Source organism: Nocardia sp. CWNU-33 (genome assembly GCF_046764895.1).
GTDB lineage: Bacteria > Actinomycetota > Actinomycetes > Mycobacteriales > Mycobacteriaceae > Nocardia.
In genome coordinates, this window is the sequence record NZ_JBKOQN010000004.1 from 24,639 (window position 1) to 38,223 (window position 13,585).

Annotated in this window: 16 protein-coding genes; 9 read left to right on the forward strand and 7 right to left on the reverse strand. The window is 65.3% G+C overall.

What is annotated here, in order from left to right; translation table 11 throughout:
• The first annotated feature begins 273 nt into the window (after nt 1-273).
• The 4 genes from ACLMAL_RS06085 to ACLMAL_RS06100 all read left to right on the forward strand — a co-directional run bounded on the left by ACLMAL_RS06085 (nt 274) and on the right by ACLMAL_RS06100 (nt 4,616).
• Nucleotides 274-645: a hypothetical protein gene (locus tag ACLMAL_RS06085; RefSeq protein WP_411998179.1), complete on the forward strand. Its 372-nt coding sequence runs from the start codon at nt 274-276 to the stop codon at nt 643-645.
• Entirely contained in the window at nt 645-983 is a 339-nt protein-coding gene (locus ACLMAL_RS06090; RefSeq protein ID WP_411998180.1) for a hypothetical protein, read from the forward strand. Before ACLMAL_RS06085 ends, ACLMAL_RS06090 begins: the two co-directional genes overlap by 1 nt.
• Nucleotides 984-1,352: 369 nt before the next feature.
• Complete coding sequence (locus tag ACLMAL_RS06095) at nt 1,353-1,538, forward strand: hypothetical protein (RefSeq protein ID WP_411998181.1); 186 nt, start codon at nt 1,353-1,355, stop codon at nt 1,536-1,538.
• 93 nt (nt 1,539-1,631) lie between these two features.
• A complete protein-coding gene (locus ACLMAL_RS06100) occupies nt 1,632-4,616 on the forward strand; it encodes a Helicase associated domain protein (RefSeq protein WP_411998182.1) in 2,985 nt (994 codons plus the stop codon).
• Nucleotides 4,617-4,869: 253 nt separating this feature from the next.
• Here ACLMAL_RS06100 and ACLMAL_RS06105 read toward each other — a convergent pair whose 3' ends face one another.
• From ACLMAL_RS06105 to ACLMAL_RS06115, 3 genes are all read right to left on the reverse strand, one after another.
• The gene (locus ACLMAL_RS06105) at nt 4,870-4,992 is read right to left on the reverse strand and encodes a hypothetical protein (protein WP_411998183.1); all 123 of its coding nucleotides are present in this window, start codon (nt 4,990-4,992) and stop codon (nt 4,870-4,872) included.
• An 83-nt stretch (nt 4,993-5,075) separates the two neighbouring features.
• Complete coding sequence (locus tag ACLMAL_RS06110; protein WP_411998184.1) at nt 5,076-5,537, reverse strand: superoxide dismutase family protein; 462 nt, start codon at nt 5,535-5,537, stop codon at nt 5,076-5,078.
• A 261-nt stretch (nt 5,538-5,798) separates the two neighbouring features.
• A complete protein-coding gene (locus ACLMAL_RS06115) occupies nt 5,799-6,380 on the reverse strand; it encodes a DUF6801 domain-containing protein (RefSeq protein ID WP_411998185.1) in 582 nt (193 codons plus the stop codon).
• A gap of 220 nt (nt 6,381-6,600) precedes the next feature.
• On the opposite strand from ACLMAL_RS06115, the gene ACLMAL_RS06120 reads away from it, so the two are divergent.
• Nucleotides 6,601-6,915 (forward strand): hypothetical protein, encoded by a 315-nt coding sequence (locus ACLMAL_RS06120; RefSeq protein ID WP_411998186.1) that lies wholly within the window; start codon nt 6,601-6,603, stop codon nt 6,913-6,915.
• Between the two features lie 100 nt (nt 6,916-7,015).
• On the opposite strand, the gene ACLMAL_RS06125 is transcribed toward ACLMAL_RS06120, so the two are convergent.
• Nucleotides 7,016-7,285: a hypothetical protein gene (locus ACLMAL_RS06125; RefSeq protein WP_411998187.1), complete on the reverse strand. Its 270-nt coding sequence runs from the start codon at nt 7,283-7,285 to the stop codon at nt 7,016-7,018.
• A 209-nt stretch (nt 7,286-7,494) separates the two neighbouring features.
• Between ACLMAL_RS06125 and ACLMAL_RS06130 the strand changes: the two genes are divergently transcribed.
• Nucleotides 7,495-7,944: a hypothetical protein gene (locus ACLMAL_RS06130; protein ID WP_411998188.1), complete on the forward strand. Its 450-nt coding sequence runs from the start codon at nt 7,495-7,497 to the stop codon at nt 7,942-7,944.
• Between the two features lie 316 nt (nt 7,945-8,260).
• On the opposite strand, the gene ACLMAL_RS06135 is transcribed toward ACLMAL_RS06130, so the two are convergent.
• Nucleotides 8,261-8,686: a carotenoid oxygenase family protein gene (locus ACLMAL_RS06135; protein WP_411998189.1), complete on the reverse strand. Its 426-nt coding sequence runs from the start codon at nt 8,684-8,686 to the stop codon at nt 8,261-8,263.
• Nucleotides 8,687-8,757: 71 nt separating this feature from the next.
• Between ACLMAL_RS06135 and ACLMAL_RS06140 the strand changes: the two genes are divergently transcribed.
• Nucleotides 8,758-9,396, forward strand: coding sequence for a TetR/AcrR family transcriptional regulator (locus ACLMAL_RS06140; protein ID WP_411998190.1), 639 nt, complete (start codon nt 8,758-8,760; stop codon nt 9,394-9,396).
• Nucleotides 9,397-9,711: 315 nt separating this feature from the next.
• On the opposite strand, the gene ACLMAL_RS06145 is transcribed toward ACLMAL_RS06140, so the two are convergent.
• Nucleotides 9,712-10,638, reverse strand: a complete 927-nt coding sequence (locus ACLMAL_RS06145; RefSeq protein WP_411998191.1) for an RNA polymerase sigma-70 factor — start codon at nt 10,636-10,638, stop codon at nt 9,712-9,714.
• 166 nt (nt 10,639-10,804) lie between these two features.
• On the opposite strand from ACLMAL_RS06145, the gene ACLMAL_RS06150 reads away from it, so the two are divergent.
• Nucleotides 10,805-11,884, forward strand: a complete 1,080-nt coding sequence (locus ACLMAL_RS06150; RefSeq protein ID WP_411998192.1) for an NAD(P)/FAD-dependent oxidoreductase — start codon at nt 10,805-10,807, stop codon at nt 11,882-11,884.
• Between the two features lie 45 nt (nt 11,885-11,929).
• Nucleotides 11,930-12,625, forward strand: coding sequence for an NAD(P)-dependent oxidoreductase (locus tag ACLMAL_RS06155; RefSeq protein ID WP_411998193.1), 696 nt, complete (start codon nt 11,930-11,932; stop codon nt 12,623-12,625).
• 127 nt (nt 12,626-12,752) lie between these two features.
• Here ACLMAL_RS06155 and hutC read toward each other — a convergent pair whose 3' ends face one another.
• Nucleotides 12,753-13,505, reverse strand: coding sequence for a histidine utilization repressor (gene hutC, locus ACLMAL_RS06160; RefSeq protein ID WP_411998194.1), 753 nt, complete (start codon nt 13,503-13,505; stop codon nt 12,753-12,755).
• Between the last annotated feature and the right edge of the window lie 80 nt (nt 13,506-13,585).

Here is a 13,585-nt window from a genome sequence, read left to right on the forward strand (position 1 = left end):
GAATACGGACCTTTTCGTGGCGATTCGGGCCAACTGGATTCGGAACGTCCGAATCAACATGTTTCGCCCGCTGCTCGTGGTGTGCTGGGGCCACGGTGTTCGGATGGCGCCGCAGGTTGGAGGCCAGAACGATCTCCAAAATGCCGGTACTACAACAACTTCAGCCCAGTGGATCGTGACTCGAGATCCACTCCCGCGTGCAGCTAGCGATCCTTGCTGCCGGTCGTCCGAACGCCTCACAACTCAGCACACCGACCAGGTTCCGGGGGAACCATGACACACACGCAAGCCATCAAATCGCCGACGACAAGCGACAAACCGAAAGCTATTGGGTTCGTGCGCAATGACGTGTCCGGTCTGGATGCGCCACGCCACGCCAACGACGTGCAGCGGCACGCTCGCACCCTCGGCTACCAGTACGTGTACACCGTGCGCCCACCGGCCGACGTCGACCCGATCGGGTACGCGCTCGGCATAGCGGCCGGACTGGGAGTCGAGGTGATCGTTGTCTTCGACCTCGGGCACGTGGACTGCCTGCCCGCCTTGATCTGCGATGAAGGTTTCGACTTGGAAACCGTTTGCCCGCAAGGCACGTGGGCGCGCAGCGCACAAACCAGGCCCGGCATCGAGATGGGGGCGGCGTAATGCGCGAAGACACGATCGTCACACCGCCGAATATCTGCGGCGCAGCCGAAGTCGAGCTGGCGCACCGGCAGATGCGGCGACACCGTGCGTGCCGGATCGACCGGTGCGCGTGGAAGTGGGTCGCGTACTACACGCTCGTGCACCACGGCCGGATCGCGCCGCAGGAGTTCAGCCCGCGCGAACGCGCCCACCTGCGCGGCATCGACTTTCCGACCGACACCACCGAACGCTGCATGCCCGACAGCGCACCCGAACTTCTCACATTCCAACTGGTGCTCGACGGGCTCACGCAACTAGCGCTACCGCCGATCTATTCGGGCAATGGCTGCGAGCGGTGAACGGCGCGTGGGTACTTGGCAGGTGGTGCACAGCATCCTCGCGGTGGTCGGGAGCAGCGCGTGCGGCATGGTCGGGGTGGCGTGCGTGTGGCCCGTCGGCAAGCCACGCCGCGACCGATCTACCCGAGGACGCTGCCCGATACGGCCGGTCGAATGGCCGAAGGCGTGGACATGCGGCCCACCTGGTCAGCCGTTCACCCTCGCCGACGCTCATTTGGCAATGCAGCTGCACCGCGATCACGACTGCAAGCGCAAGCATGCCGCGTTCGACGCACTGGTAGCTGCCGGACGCATCCACCCCGATTCATCACGCCGACACCGACTTTGGGGGGAACCCTGGTGAACGACAACGAAAGGCGGCCACGGCCCGTGACACAGCAACCGGATTCGTTTGTGGCGCGAGTGCGTTTCCTCGAGGATCGGGCCGAGCAGGCCGGATACCTACTCGTCCATGCCGAGCATCCACCGGGCGGCTGGACACTGTTGGCCGCCGAAGACGGCGAGCGCATCTACAGCGGCAGCCTGGATCAGATCGACGCGTGGTTGAAGTCGTAGCGGACGTGAGGTGCCGGGGGTGGTCCTCTGGCGGCCGAACCCGGCGGCTCGAACACCACCGATACCAACGACATTCGAGACAGAGGAACTTCGGTGCGGAGTGCGGAGGAGTCGGGCAATAGTTTGTGGCCGCACCAAGCCGATGCCGTCGAGAAGGTCTGCGTCGAGCTGGGCGAACACGGTCGGGCGACGGTCGTGGCCGCGTGTGGGACCGGTAAGACGCTGATCGGTGCGGAGTGCTCGGTGCGCCTGGTTCCCGACGGTTCGGTGCTCATCATTCTGCCCACCCTGGAGTTGTTGTCGCAGACTGCGCACGCCTATGCGAGTCACCTCGGTTCGGCGGCAGGTGTGATTGCGGCGGTGTGCGGAGACAAGCAGGCCACGGATGCGGCGGTCGAGCTACGCGCGGAGATGACCGGCCTGCACGCCCCGGTTACCACCGACCCCGTCGAGATTGCCGGCCTCGTCGGGCGAGCTGGGCGCGTCACCGTGTTCGCCACGTATGCGAGTCTGCCGGTGATCATCGCAGCGCATGCCCAGAATGGTTTGGGGCGTTGGGGTTTGGTCGTTGTCGATGAGGCCCATCGCACTGCCGGCGTGCGGGGGCAGTGGGCGCAGATACACGAGGATCGGCTGGTGCCGGCGGCCCGGCGGCTGTATCTGACCGCGACGCCACGGATCATGACGATCGGTGGCACCGACAGCGTGAGCATGGACGATCCCGCGGTGTTCGGTCGGCAGGTGTTCCAGTTGCCGTTCGCTGCCGCGATCGAGTCGGGTTTGCTGGCCGACTATCGCGTGGCCGTGGTGACGGTGACCGACGCCGAGGTGGCGAAACTGACCGCCGCACGCCGACTGGTGACCGTGGAGGGGCGTGCGGTATCGGCACGGATGCTGGGTATGCAGGTCGCCTTGGCGAAAGCGGTGCGCGACTACCGATTACGGCGGGTGATCACCTACCACGGCCGGGTGATGGCGGCGACCCGGTTCGCCACGGGGTTGGCCGCCGCGATCAACCTGTTGCCCGCGGGCGACCGGCCACAGTGGTCGGTGCGGGCTCGCTGGGTGAGCGGGGACATGGCGCCGCAGCATCGCCGTGCCGCGCTGGCCGCACTACAGCGCCCAGGTGACTCCACCGTGGTGGTCTCCAACGCACGCGTGCTCGCCGAGGGCGTGGACGTGCCCGCCTTGGACGCGGTGATGTTCGCGGACCCGCGCGACTCGACCACCGACGTGGTGCAGGCCGTGGGCCGGGCCTTGCGGCGTGGCGGCGAGACGGGAAAGGTCGCCACGATCATCGTGCCGATCTTCCTCACCGAGGGCGAGAATCCGCAAGCGGCGCTGGATGGTTCGGAATTCGATACCGTCTGGCGCGTGGTGCGGGCGTTGCGTGCGCACGATGAACGGATCGCCGACTACCTCGATCAGCGGCGTCAGCTGTCGCGGCGCGGACTGCCCGAATCTCGGGAAACCGGTTGTCTCCCTGGCTGGTTGCAGATCGATGGCGCACCCGCACGGGTGAGTGATGCGTTCCATCGAGCGATCCTGCTGCGCACCGTGGCGACGACGACCTCACCATGGTGGGAGAACTACGGCGCTCTCGTGGCCTTTCACACCGAGTACCGACACGCCGATGTCGCCTACGACTACCGCACTCCCGACGGCTACCCGTTGGGCCGGTGGTTGGGACGGTGCCGACGCGAATACAAAGCCGCGACACTGCGCGCCGATCGGGTCGCGAAGCTGGAAGCCCTCGGCGTGGACTGGGATCCGTTCATGACCAGATGGGAAACGGGAATCGCCGCATTGCACCGATTCCGCGCCGAGTACGGACATGCGAACGTTGCCGCCGACTACCGGTCTGCGGACGGACGCCGGTTGGGTGAGTGGCTGGCGCAGTGCCGCACTCGCCAACGCGCCGGGAAGCTTTCGATGGAGCGGGTGACGGAGCTGGAAGCCTTTGGGGTGGGCTGGGATTCGTTTACCGTCCGATGGGAGGCCGCAATTGCCGCGCTGCGAGCTTTCCATACCGCGCACGGGCACGGCGATGTCGCGGTCTCGTATGTGACCGCCGATGGCTTCGAGCTGGGGCAATGGCTGCGCAAACGCCGCGAGCAATATCAGGCGGGCACCTTGGCGCAGGAGCACGCCGCAGCCTTGGAATCTCTCGATATCGACTGGAATCCGACCATCAGCCGCCGCGCAAACCGGTGGAAGACGGCGTTGGCCGCGCTCGATGCCTATCGGACGCATCATGGTCATACGGAAGTCCCGGCCACCTATGTCGCATCGGACGGTTTCCAGCTCGGCAAATGGCTGTCGCGGCGGCGCGAAATGTTCCGCGCCGGCACATTGCCGAGTGAACAGGCCACTGCGTTGTCCGCCGCGGGCATCGACCTTGCCGAACAGCGATGGAGCCGACGTCTGTGGAACCAGCACCTCGAAGATCTGGCCGCCTTCCGCCGCGAGCACGGGCACGCCAGCCCTGCCCAAAGGTTTACTACACCAACGGGATTTCGGCTCGGTGCGTGGATCAGCGGATGCCGAACCAGCTACCGATCGGGCGAATTGACCGCTGCCCAGATCGACGACCTGCACCGCCTCGGCGTCGATCTCGGCCCACAGCTCACCGGCGGCCCTGCGCACAAACAATCCCGGTGGCGGATCGGAATCGAACACCTCGAGGCATACCGGAGCGAGCACGGCCACGCAGACGTCGACAACAGTCACCGCACCGCGGACGGATTCCGGCTCGGCGCTTGGCTCGCGCAATCCCAACGCGACCACCGCTCGGGCACGCTACCCGCGGACCACACCCGTGAACTCGAAGCCCTTGGCATCGACTGGCGGAGCCCACGAGAAATTGTGTGGGACAACGCTATTGCCGCGCTGAGCGCCTACCGCGAGTGTCACGGGCACATCGACATTCCCACTTGCCACGTCACCCGCGACGGTTTCCGGCTCGGCACGTGGATCCGATCACGTCGCAACGACTACCGAACGGGCCGACTGTCCGCGCAAAGAGAGCAGGCCCTGACCGAACTCGGCATCGACTGGCATCCCGCCCGTGGCCGGTAATCCAGCACGGACGCGCGGTGGACACCTCTGTCGATTCCGGTGAGATCCTGGATCTGGCACGCATCCCGGAGCGACACGCGCGCCCAGGCGAGGCATCAGCGCCTGCGTTGAGAGCCGCATGTGCATGCGTTCGGGCGATCGCGCGCCCGGCCACTATTAGCCTGCGTTAACCAAGAGACTTCTCCAGGAGCGCTGCGGCGCGTCAAAGCTCGCGTGTCGCACGCACATCAGCATGAGTGTTGTGTGCCCGAGGCTATGTAGGCGGCGAGACGATCGTGTCGTAGACGCGGCCGTGGTCGCGGACCGTGCGGAGGTAGCCGCGCAGCGGCCGACGGACAGCGCGCCAAGCGGCATAGAAAGACGTTCGACCGGGCACGCCGTGAGTCTACGGCCGGACTCGGGTTCCGAGCCCGGCCGTTCACCGAGGAGTTTGCAGCTGTGCCTCTTCGCTACCGACGACTATGCCTGTGCGGGAACGATGTTTCCGCCCACCAGGCGGCCCCCGCTGTTGCCCGTGACCAGAGAAAGCTCGTGTCCTCCTTCGCCCAGATCATCCTCATCGGCATAGACGATCACCGTGCGCCCGATCACGCTGTGCGGGCCAAACAGCGTGACGTTCTGAGCCTCGATGTCGAAGACAGTCATGCCCGACTCCGGAGCGATGATGTTGTCCAGATCGCCCACATGCCGGTTCTTGTTCTTGGGAGCACCGTGAGTCTGGCTGTGTGGATTGAGATGCGGCCCGGCCGAGGTCAATCCGTTGGACAGGTCCCCGAACTCGTGGATGACCAATCCATGCTTTCCCGCCGCGAGACCGGTCAGCTCACCGTGAATATGGACCGGTGAGCTCGCGTCTGCTTGGGTTATCGTGACTATCCCGGCTACGTTCGCGTCGCCTTTGAGTTCCGCAATCACCTTCATGCGAGCATCTCCTGTCGTATCGTTATCCTGCGTGCCTTCGCGCCGACGGCGCTCACCTGAACATCGTTCGATTCTGATCCACACACCGGCTTGCCCTGAAACTGTGGAGTTTCGGCGTGCCTCGTCGGCCGCATCCAGAAATCGGTCAATTCTCAACGCCCCAGCGGGGTCCCATCGCGCCGTACCGCCTCGTCGGCGGGAGTCCCGAGAGTGATCGCGGAGATAGGATTCGGCACCCGCCCGAGCCAGCAGTGGCCGAGGCTAGGAGACGGTGATGCTCGCCAGGTTCGAGTCCTGACCTTCGTCCAGTTGGCAGTCGAACGGAGCGCTGCGCTGCCATTCCGGCTGAGCGTTCTGATAGTGCAGGTCTGCGTGCACTGTGAAGGTGGGGCCCATCTGCACGACCAGTGGCCCAGCGGCTGCTCCGGCGGTCAGGGTAGGGACGTTCGTGGACGGGCGCTTGAGGGCGTGTACGGGGAAGTCCTGCTGCGGGTCGAAGAAGGTCTCGGCCACGCCCAATCCCCTGATGGTCAGTCCTGCTGCGGCACCGCCGGATACGCCGATGGATGCGTTCACCGTGCCCCCGATGCCGTCGACACCTGCAAGGTCGTACAACTGTGCCACTACCCGCTGGGGCAGCACGATCACGGCGGTCACGTCACCGAGAACCACCTCGCCCCCGACTGCGATCGATCGCGGCCCGGCCGCTGTCCACTGCACCGTCGCGGTGTCGGAACCGATTAGCGGGAAATCGCAGGTGTAGGTGAGGTGGCCGGTCCGGTACACGGAGTCCTGTGCGGAGGCGACCCCTAGGGCCGCGATCGCGCTCGTGGGAACCGCCACTGTTGCGACCATCAGCGCGCGCATCATCCACCTAGCCCACTGTTTTGCTGGCACGAGTCCTACCTCCTGCTTCCGGTGTGTGAAGCGGAACCTCGACACTGAAATAGCTGCGACCGCAGCTGCCTTAGGTATTCGGCACAGAGCCGATGCCAGATCGGCCCGACCACACCGCACGTTTCGAGAACGAGGTATCCGCACAGGATGCCGATGCACTTCGTCTGTGATTACCCGCGGCGCGAAGAACCCCAGCTCCAGCACGCCGACCAACATCATCGACAGCCAAGCCGAATCACCAACCACCCCCGCCGCGCAGCCCAAACCAGGAAGTCGGCCCCCGGTCAACCAGCGGCTACGCCGAATCCGCCCGATTTTCGGCCGATATTACTTCTGCCGCCAATTGCATTGGATCCGAACTCCCGACGGTATGCGCATCGACCGGTTCGAGGACGGCGAATACAGCCTCTACCAGACGGATTCGGCTGTGGTCGGCACCGACGAGGGTAGACGGCTGAGGGCGTCGGAGCGGTCGGTCTGACGCAACTGCCTGCGGATTCCGCCACGACTCGCACACGATGCGACTTTCTCGCATCTGATGCGACCTACGGAGGTGGGCCGGTTTGGTGGGTTTCGGCGGTTCAGTGCCTGGTGCTGCGCGGCTGCATCTGGTCGATGGGGTGTCGCTGCTGCGACCCTACACCGCCGACGAGCTGCGCCCGCTGCTCGAAACAGGAGCTGCCGCAGCCGATTCCCAATTCGAGCGCGCCGCGATTCACCTGCTGACCTTCACCGAACTGCCCGGCCGCGCCACGGTGCAGGCCGCCCACATCAAGATCGACACCGTTACCATCGAGGGTCGCGAGGTGCTCGCCGCGTGGATCCACCTCCTCGCCGAGAGCCTCTGGCAACAGAATCCACGCGAATGGGCATACCGGCAAGGATCACCACCGACCACCGGTTTATCGGTATTGCACCGTGACAGGAGCGTGGTGCCTGGTATGTCCGACTATTCTTCGGTGGGAATTCGGGGCATGTCAGCACCGGCCCGAGCTGACAGGATGACCGTGCGGGCCGAGTGGAAACGTCGCTCGGCGGACACACGCCCTGGAGGTTCCCCTTGCGAATTCGTCGGTCGGTACACGCAGGATTGGTTGCCGTCGCCGCGGCAGCGGGAACAATGCTCGCGGCACCGTTGGGGCACGCCGCACCTTGGGACAAGGTGAACTGCGTTCCGGTGCCGATCGCATCGCGCCTCGAAGTCACCTGCACCAATACCACTGCCGAAGCCGCCACCGCGACCATGATCGCCCTGTGTAGCGATTTGCGGATACTGCACGAACCCGAGTTTCCGATCGCCCCCGCCGACACCGTGACATTCACTCGGGACTGCGGGGCGGGCGCAACCTTGCTCTTGTGGAATGCCAGCGGCGAGACCATCTCCGAGCGCGCACAACGCCGCGAACGTGAGCGCAGCGATGAGCAAGAGAAGCAGCGCAAGCAGCGCGAGCAGAGCGACCAGGACGACAAGCAACGCGAGCAGGAGCGCAAGAGGCGCTCGGGATACTAGAGCGGGATTGGGCCGCCCTGGGCCGCCTGGAAAATCTCGGCTACGTCGAAGGCGTCGAGGAGCGCTTGGTCAGGCTGGCGGCCAGCATTGCCCACGGCACTCCCGTCGACCCCGGCTCCCGCCCAGCCGCTGCCCCGAAGACGCACGCTCATCGGCAATTCCGGATGTTCCGCGCCGCAGGGCATCTCGTGTCGGTTGCCGCCTGATATGCGGCATGAGCGGAAGTTCGGCGGGCCGCAGAAATCGCAGCCTGTGAGCTCAACGAATTCGGGTCCGCACCGCTGGTAAGAGGCCCTACCCGAAGCCAGAACAGCAGCTAACCGACCTGCAAATCCCCCGCGCATTTGGACCAGCCAGCAATCAGTGTGGTGCAAGGCCGTCGGGTGCAGGTATCGGTGCGCCAGGGGCAGCGCGGAATCTGGGTGTCGACGCCGCGATACCGGATCCGGTCCGAACGTTGGCCGTGCTCGAAATGTCGGGTGCGGACATACCGGTTGCGGTAGTGCACCGTCGAGCCGTCGAGCCGGAACTGCGAGACCATGCCGTCGCCGTCGAAGACGCTGTGCAGCAGCGTGCGCCCGACCTGATGTTTGCCCGGCCCGATCCGGTACAGGGTGCCGGTCAGCTCCTTCGGCAACGCTCCATCGATCTGCTCGACGCGGTAGTCGTGCTCGTCCAGCAGTGGCGCGTACACCCGCTGGTACAGGCTTTCGGCGGAGGTGGCGCTGTTGTCGATGGTCATGGTTCTCCCTTGAACCGGCAATTCTGGTGACGTTCGTCATCCAATCTACGGATGGGCTTAGAGTGAAGTCAATGACGAGGGGTGAGGTGGTGCGGACCTACGGCGGGATCAGCGCCGAAGACCGACGCGCCGAACGCCGGACCCGACTGCTCGCCGCCGCTCGCAGTGCATGGGCCGAATCCGGGCCCGCTGGGGTGAAAGTACGCGGGATTTGCGCGCTGTCAGGGCTCAATGACCGCTACTTCTACGAACACTTCGCCAACCGCGAAGCACTATTGTTGGCCGTTGCTGACGACGTGCGTGATCAGTTGCTCGCCGTGATGGTCGAGGCAGGGCTCACCGCCGAGGGAACTGCCGCCGAAAGACTCCGGGCAGCGCTGCAAGCCTTCCTCGACACCGTGGCCACCGACCCGGACATGATGCGGATCATCACCAGCGATACCGCGGGCATCCCCGGCCTGACAGAACGCCGTCACGATGTGCTGACCATGATCGCTGACCTAGTCGTTCGACACGCACCCGAGATCCTCGAGACCGAGTACGACCCAGATCAGCTACGCCGCGCCGCGATGTTCATCACCGGCGGGGTGAATCAGCTCATCGAAGGCTGGCTCGATGGAGTCATCACGATGTCTACCGCAGAGTTGGCCGCCGAGTGCGCACGCATGTGCCTGAATGTTCTGTATGGTCCCGGCCCGATTGTCGCCTGAGCATCGAAGATCAGTGCGCGGTGGGGCCTCGCCAATGCAGAGGCCAACGACGAACGGGACATGATTATGGTGCACCGCCCGACTGCTGGCCTCCCACGGGCCACGCGAGACCGAATCAGACGCGCGGTAATCGGCTAATACCGGATGTCCTGAGCCGCCTCGCTTCTCGGTCACCCCGGTGCATTGTGGCCTCTTCAGACGGCGCTGTGCCCTCGTTGACGTGCGGCGTCCTGTCGGGCATAACCACCGGCTCGAGTACCGCGACGTCGGCCGCGTGCCGCAGCCAAGGCCGATTGATTCCATGGAGCTCCGGACTCAACGGTGCAGCAGGGTTTCGCGTTCCATATGCGACAGCTTCTGAGGATTGCGCACAGAGTAGATCCCGCTGATGAGTCCGGCGTCGATGCGCACCGCCATCACGCTGTCGAGCTCCCCGTCGAGCCGGATTACCAGCGCCGGGTATCCATTGACCTGTGTCGGTTGCAGTGTCGCCACGGCGCCGATCGTGTTCCAGTAGATGGCAAACAGCCGAGCCACTTGGTCGGCCCCGACGATGGGCCGCGGTAGGGCCTGCTTGATTCCGCCACCGTCGTTCAGGGCGACGACGTTGGGCGCGAGGATCTCGAGCAGGCGCTGTAGATCGCCGGTTTCGACAGCTCGTTGAAACGCTTCGAGTGCGTCTCGAGTCTCAGCTGCGGAAACGATTCCGCGCGGTCGGCGCGCGGCGACATGTGCCCGTGCTCGGTGGGCGATCTGGCGGACCGCGGCGGGGGTCTTGTCGACGGCTTCGGCGATGTCGTTGTAGGCCAGGTCGAATACTTCGCGGAGTACGAATATCGCTCGCTCGGTCGGTGCGAGTGTTTCGAGCACGAGCAGCATTGCCATCGAGATGCTGTCGGCCAGCTCGATGTCCTCGGCTACGTCGGGGGCGGTGAGTAGTGGCTCGGGCAGCCAGGGGCCGACGTAGGACTCCTTGCGCCGGTCGAGGACACGCAGTCGGCTCAGCGATTGGCGGGTGGTGATCCGGACCAGGTAGGCACGCTGATCCTGCACGGTGTCGAGGTCGACGCCCGCCCACCGCAGCCAGGTCTCCTGCAGGACGTCTTCGGCGTCGGCGGCCGAGCCGAGCATCTCGTAGGCGACGGTGAACAGCAGGTTGCGGTGGGCGATGAACGCCTCGGTGGCGGGATCCGAGCGGTCATGCGGTAGCGGCTGGGCCGTGTCCGTTGTTCGCTCGCTCATAGCCGACTCCTGCCTGTTTGCTCTCGACTGTGTCACACACCAGACGCCGGCCGGGCCCGCTTTGTGACACCTGCGATCGGTGGCGCACGTCACGTGGTCGAACTGTCACGGGGGTGTGTTCACCAGCGTCTTGTGTTCGTCGAGTTACACCAGACAGGAGGCTGACATGCAGGTTGTTGTAGTGGGCAGCGGCTACTCGGGCACGCTCGTGGCGAACCGGGTGGCCAAGAAGGTGAAGGATGCCGAGATCGCGGTGATCAACCCGCGCCCGGACTTCGTGGAGCGGGTAAGGCTGCATCAGCAGATCGCCGGGACAGCCTCGGTGGCGACACCCCTCATGGAGGTACTGCGTGCGGGGATCACGGTGCGTCTCGGCACTGTCGACAAGATCGGCGACGGCACTGTCGCCCTCACCGACGGCGAGAGAATCGACTTCGACTACGCCTTCCTGGCCGTGGGCAGCACGGTGGTGCCGATGCCGGGAGCGGTCCCGGTGGGCACGTGGGAAGGTGCGCAACAAGCTCGCGCGGCGCTGGCGGCGCTTCCCGCGGGCGGCCGGGTCACGGTCGTCGGGGGCGGTGCGACGGGCATCGAGACGGCGGCCGAGATCGCTGAGGCCAGGCCGGATGTGCGGGTGCGGCTGGTCGGGTCCTCGGTGGGCGGGGGCCTTGCCGAGGGAGCGCAGCTGCGGGTCCGCGCCGGACTGGAGCGGCTGACCGTCGACATCGTCGATGAGGGGGTGACCGAAGTGTCCTCGGGCGCAGGGCAGTTCGGCGGTGTCGTCCACCTGCGATCGGGAGCGTCATTCACCTCCGATCTGACCCTGTGGGCGATTGTGGCCGACGTTCCCGACCTCGCGGCGCGCAGCGGCCTCCAGGTCGATGCGCGTGGTCGCGTGGTCGTCGACGAATTCCTGCGCAGCGTCAGCGATGAGCGGATCTTCGCCGTGGGCGACTGCGCGGCTGTGCCCGGAGCGCGTTTCGCCTGCTACACCGCCCTACCGCAGGCCATTCACGCGGCCGACAACTTCACCCGGCTACTGAAGGGCCGCACACCCAAACCGCACTCCTTCCCCTACTGGAACCGTGGCATCTCCCTGGGCAGGAAGGACGCGGTCGCCCAGTTCACCCATGCCGACGACACCGTCCGGCGGGCCTATCTCGCCGGTCGAAGCGCGGTCGTGCTCAAGGAAATGGGGTCCCACAGCGCGTTCTCCACCGCCCGTGCGGGCGTATCCAGCCTCTGATGAACAACACCACAAAGGGTTCGTAACCAGGGAAGGACAGTCGTCATGCGTATCGCAGTCTTCGGAGCCAATGGTCCCACCGGCCGCCTGCTCACCGGCCAGGCACTCGCCGCCGGACATCAGGTCGCCGCGGTCACCCGGCAGCCGGATTCGTTTCCGCTGCACCATGATCGGCTCGAGGTAGTCGGCGCCGACGTGCTCGATCCGGTGGCGGTCGACGCCGCCGTGGCGGAGCAGGATGCGGTGCTGTCGGTGCTCGGGGTGCCCGCTGGGAAGGAACCGATCAGCACCTATTCGTGTGGTGTGGCCAATATTGTCGCCGCGATGCAACGGCATCGGGTGCCTCGGCTCGCCGTGGTCAGCTCGAGCGGGGTCGACCCGCACCCGTACTCCGATGGCGGGTTCCTGTTCAACCGAGTACTACTGCCGTACGTGACACGGGTGCTGGGTAAGACGCTGTACGACGACATGCGGCGGATGGAAACGCTGGTCCGCGCCAGCGATCTGGACTGGACGATCGTGCGCCCGAGCGGGCTCTACCACCTGCCGTCGGTCACCGACTACACCGTTGTCGAGGGTCACGCCGACGGCAGGTTCACCGCCCGTGCGGACCTGGCCGCGAGCATGCTGTCGATGCTGGACAACGACCGCTACCTCCGTACCGCCGTCGGCGTCATCACCACCGTCGACAACCCCACCTTGCTCCGGTGGATCCGCGGCGAAGCACTCGCCAAGAGCTGAGCCGATTCCCGTCCGCATCCCGTCGAGGCGCTACCGCAGTGGGTACGCACTCCTTTTTCGACGCACCCGTATTGGCGTTGATCAGGGTGTGCGTATCGCTTTCTTTCAACTGTTTACGCCCCGCGGCTCAATGGCCGGTGAAGGTGCCCTCGAGGCGGTTACGTGAGCCGGGGTGGACCAATCGGGCCGCACTCACCAGCCCACGCGACGACCACGTCCGCCGACGTATCAACAGGCACGGTTCGGACCGCTTGATGCGGAGTAGGCGGCATTCGTCCACGCTGCCGAGGATCGCTTCCACGATGTGCTCCCCGCGTTCCAGTGGCGCCACTTCGCTCAGATAGTTGTTCGGGGTTTTCAGCGTGAAATCCTGGTCGAGGTAGCCGGGGGCTTCGCTCGGGTTGACGTATCTGTCTTCGACCTGAATCGGTGTGTCGTCTTCGAAATGCACCATCAGGGAGTGGAAGACCTTGCCGCGCATCAGATCCTGGATCACCGGGTTGGCGGTGTCGGCGTGCTCCTCGCGCACGTAGATCACCTCGGTGCGGTGGCGGTGGCCGCGCCGTTGGATCTCGTCGGCGATGTTCTTCACCTCGAAGAGGGGGGAGGCGGTCTTCGGTGGGGCGACGAAGGTACCGACGCCCATCATGCGCACGATGAGTCCGTCGGCGGTGAGTTCGCGCAGTGCGCGGTTGATGGTCATGCGTGACAGGCCGAGTGCGGCGACGAGCTGGTTCTCCGAGGGCAGTTGGTCGCCTTCGGACCAGTGGCCCGAATTGATCTGTGCGACAACGAGATTCTTCACGCGCTCGTAGGCAGGAGCCGATTCGGTTCCCGCGTCGTTGTACAACGCAGCAAGCTCTGCGTCGACGATCGCCACGATTCGAACCCCTATCCGTTGACTGCTCGCTGATCATCCCATGTGGTCGGCGCTTGTCCGACAGCGCTTGACATGAGGTT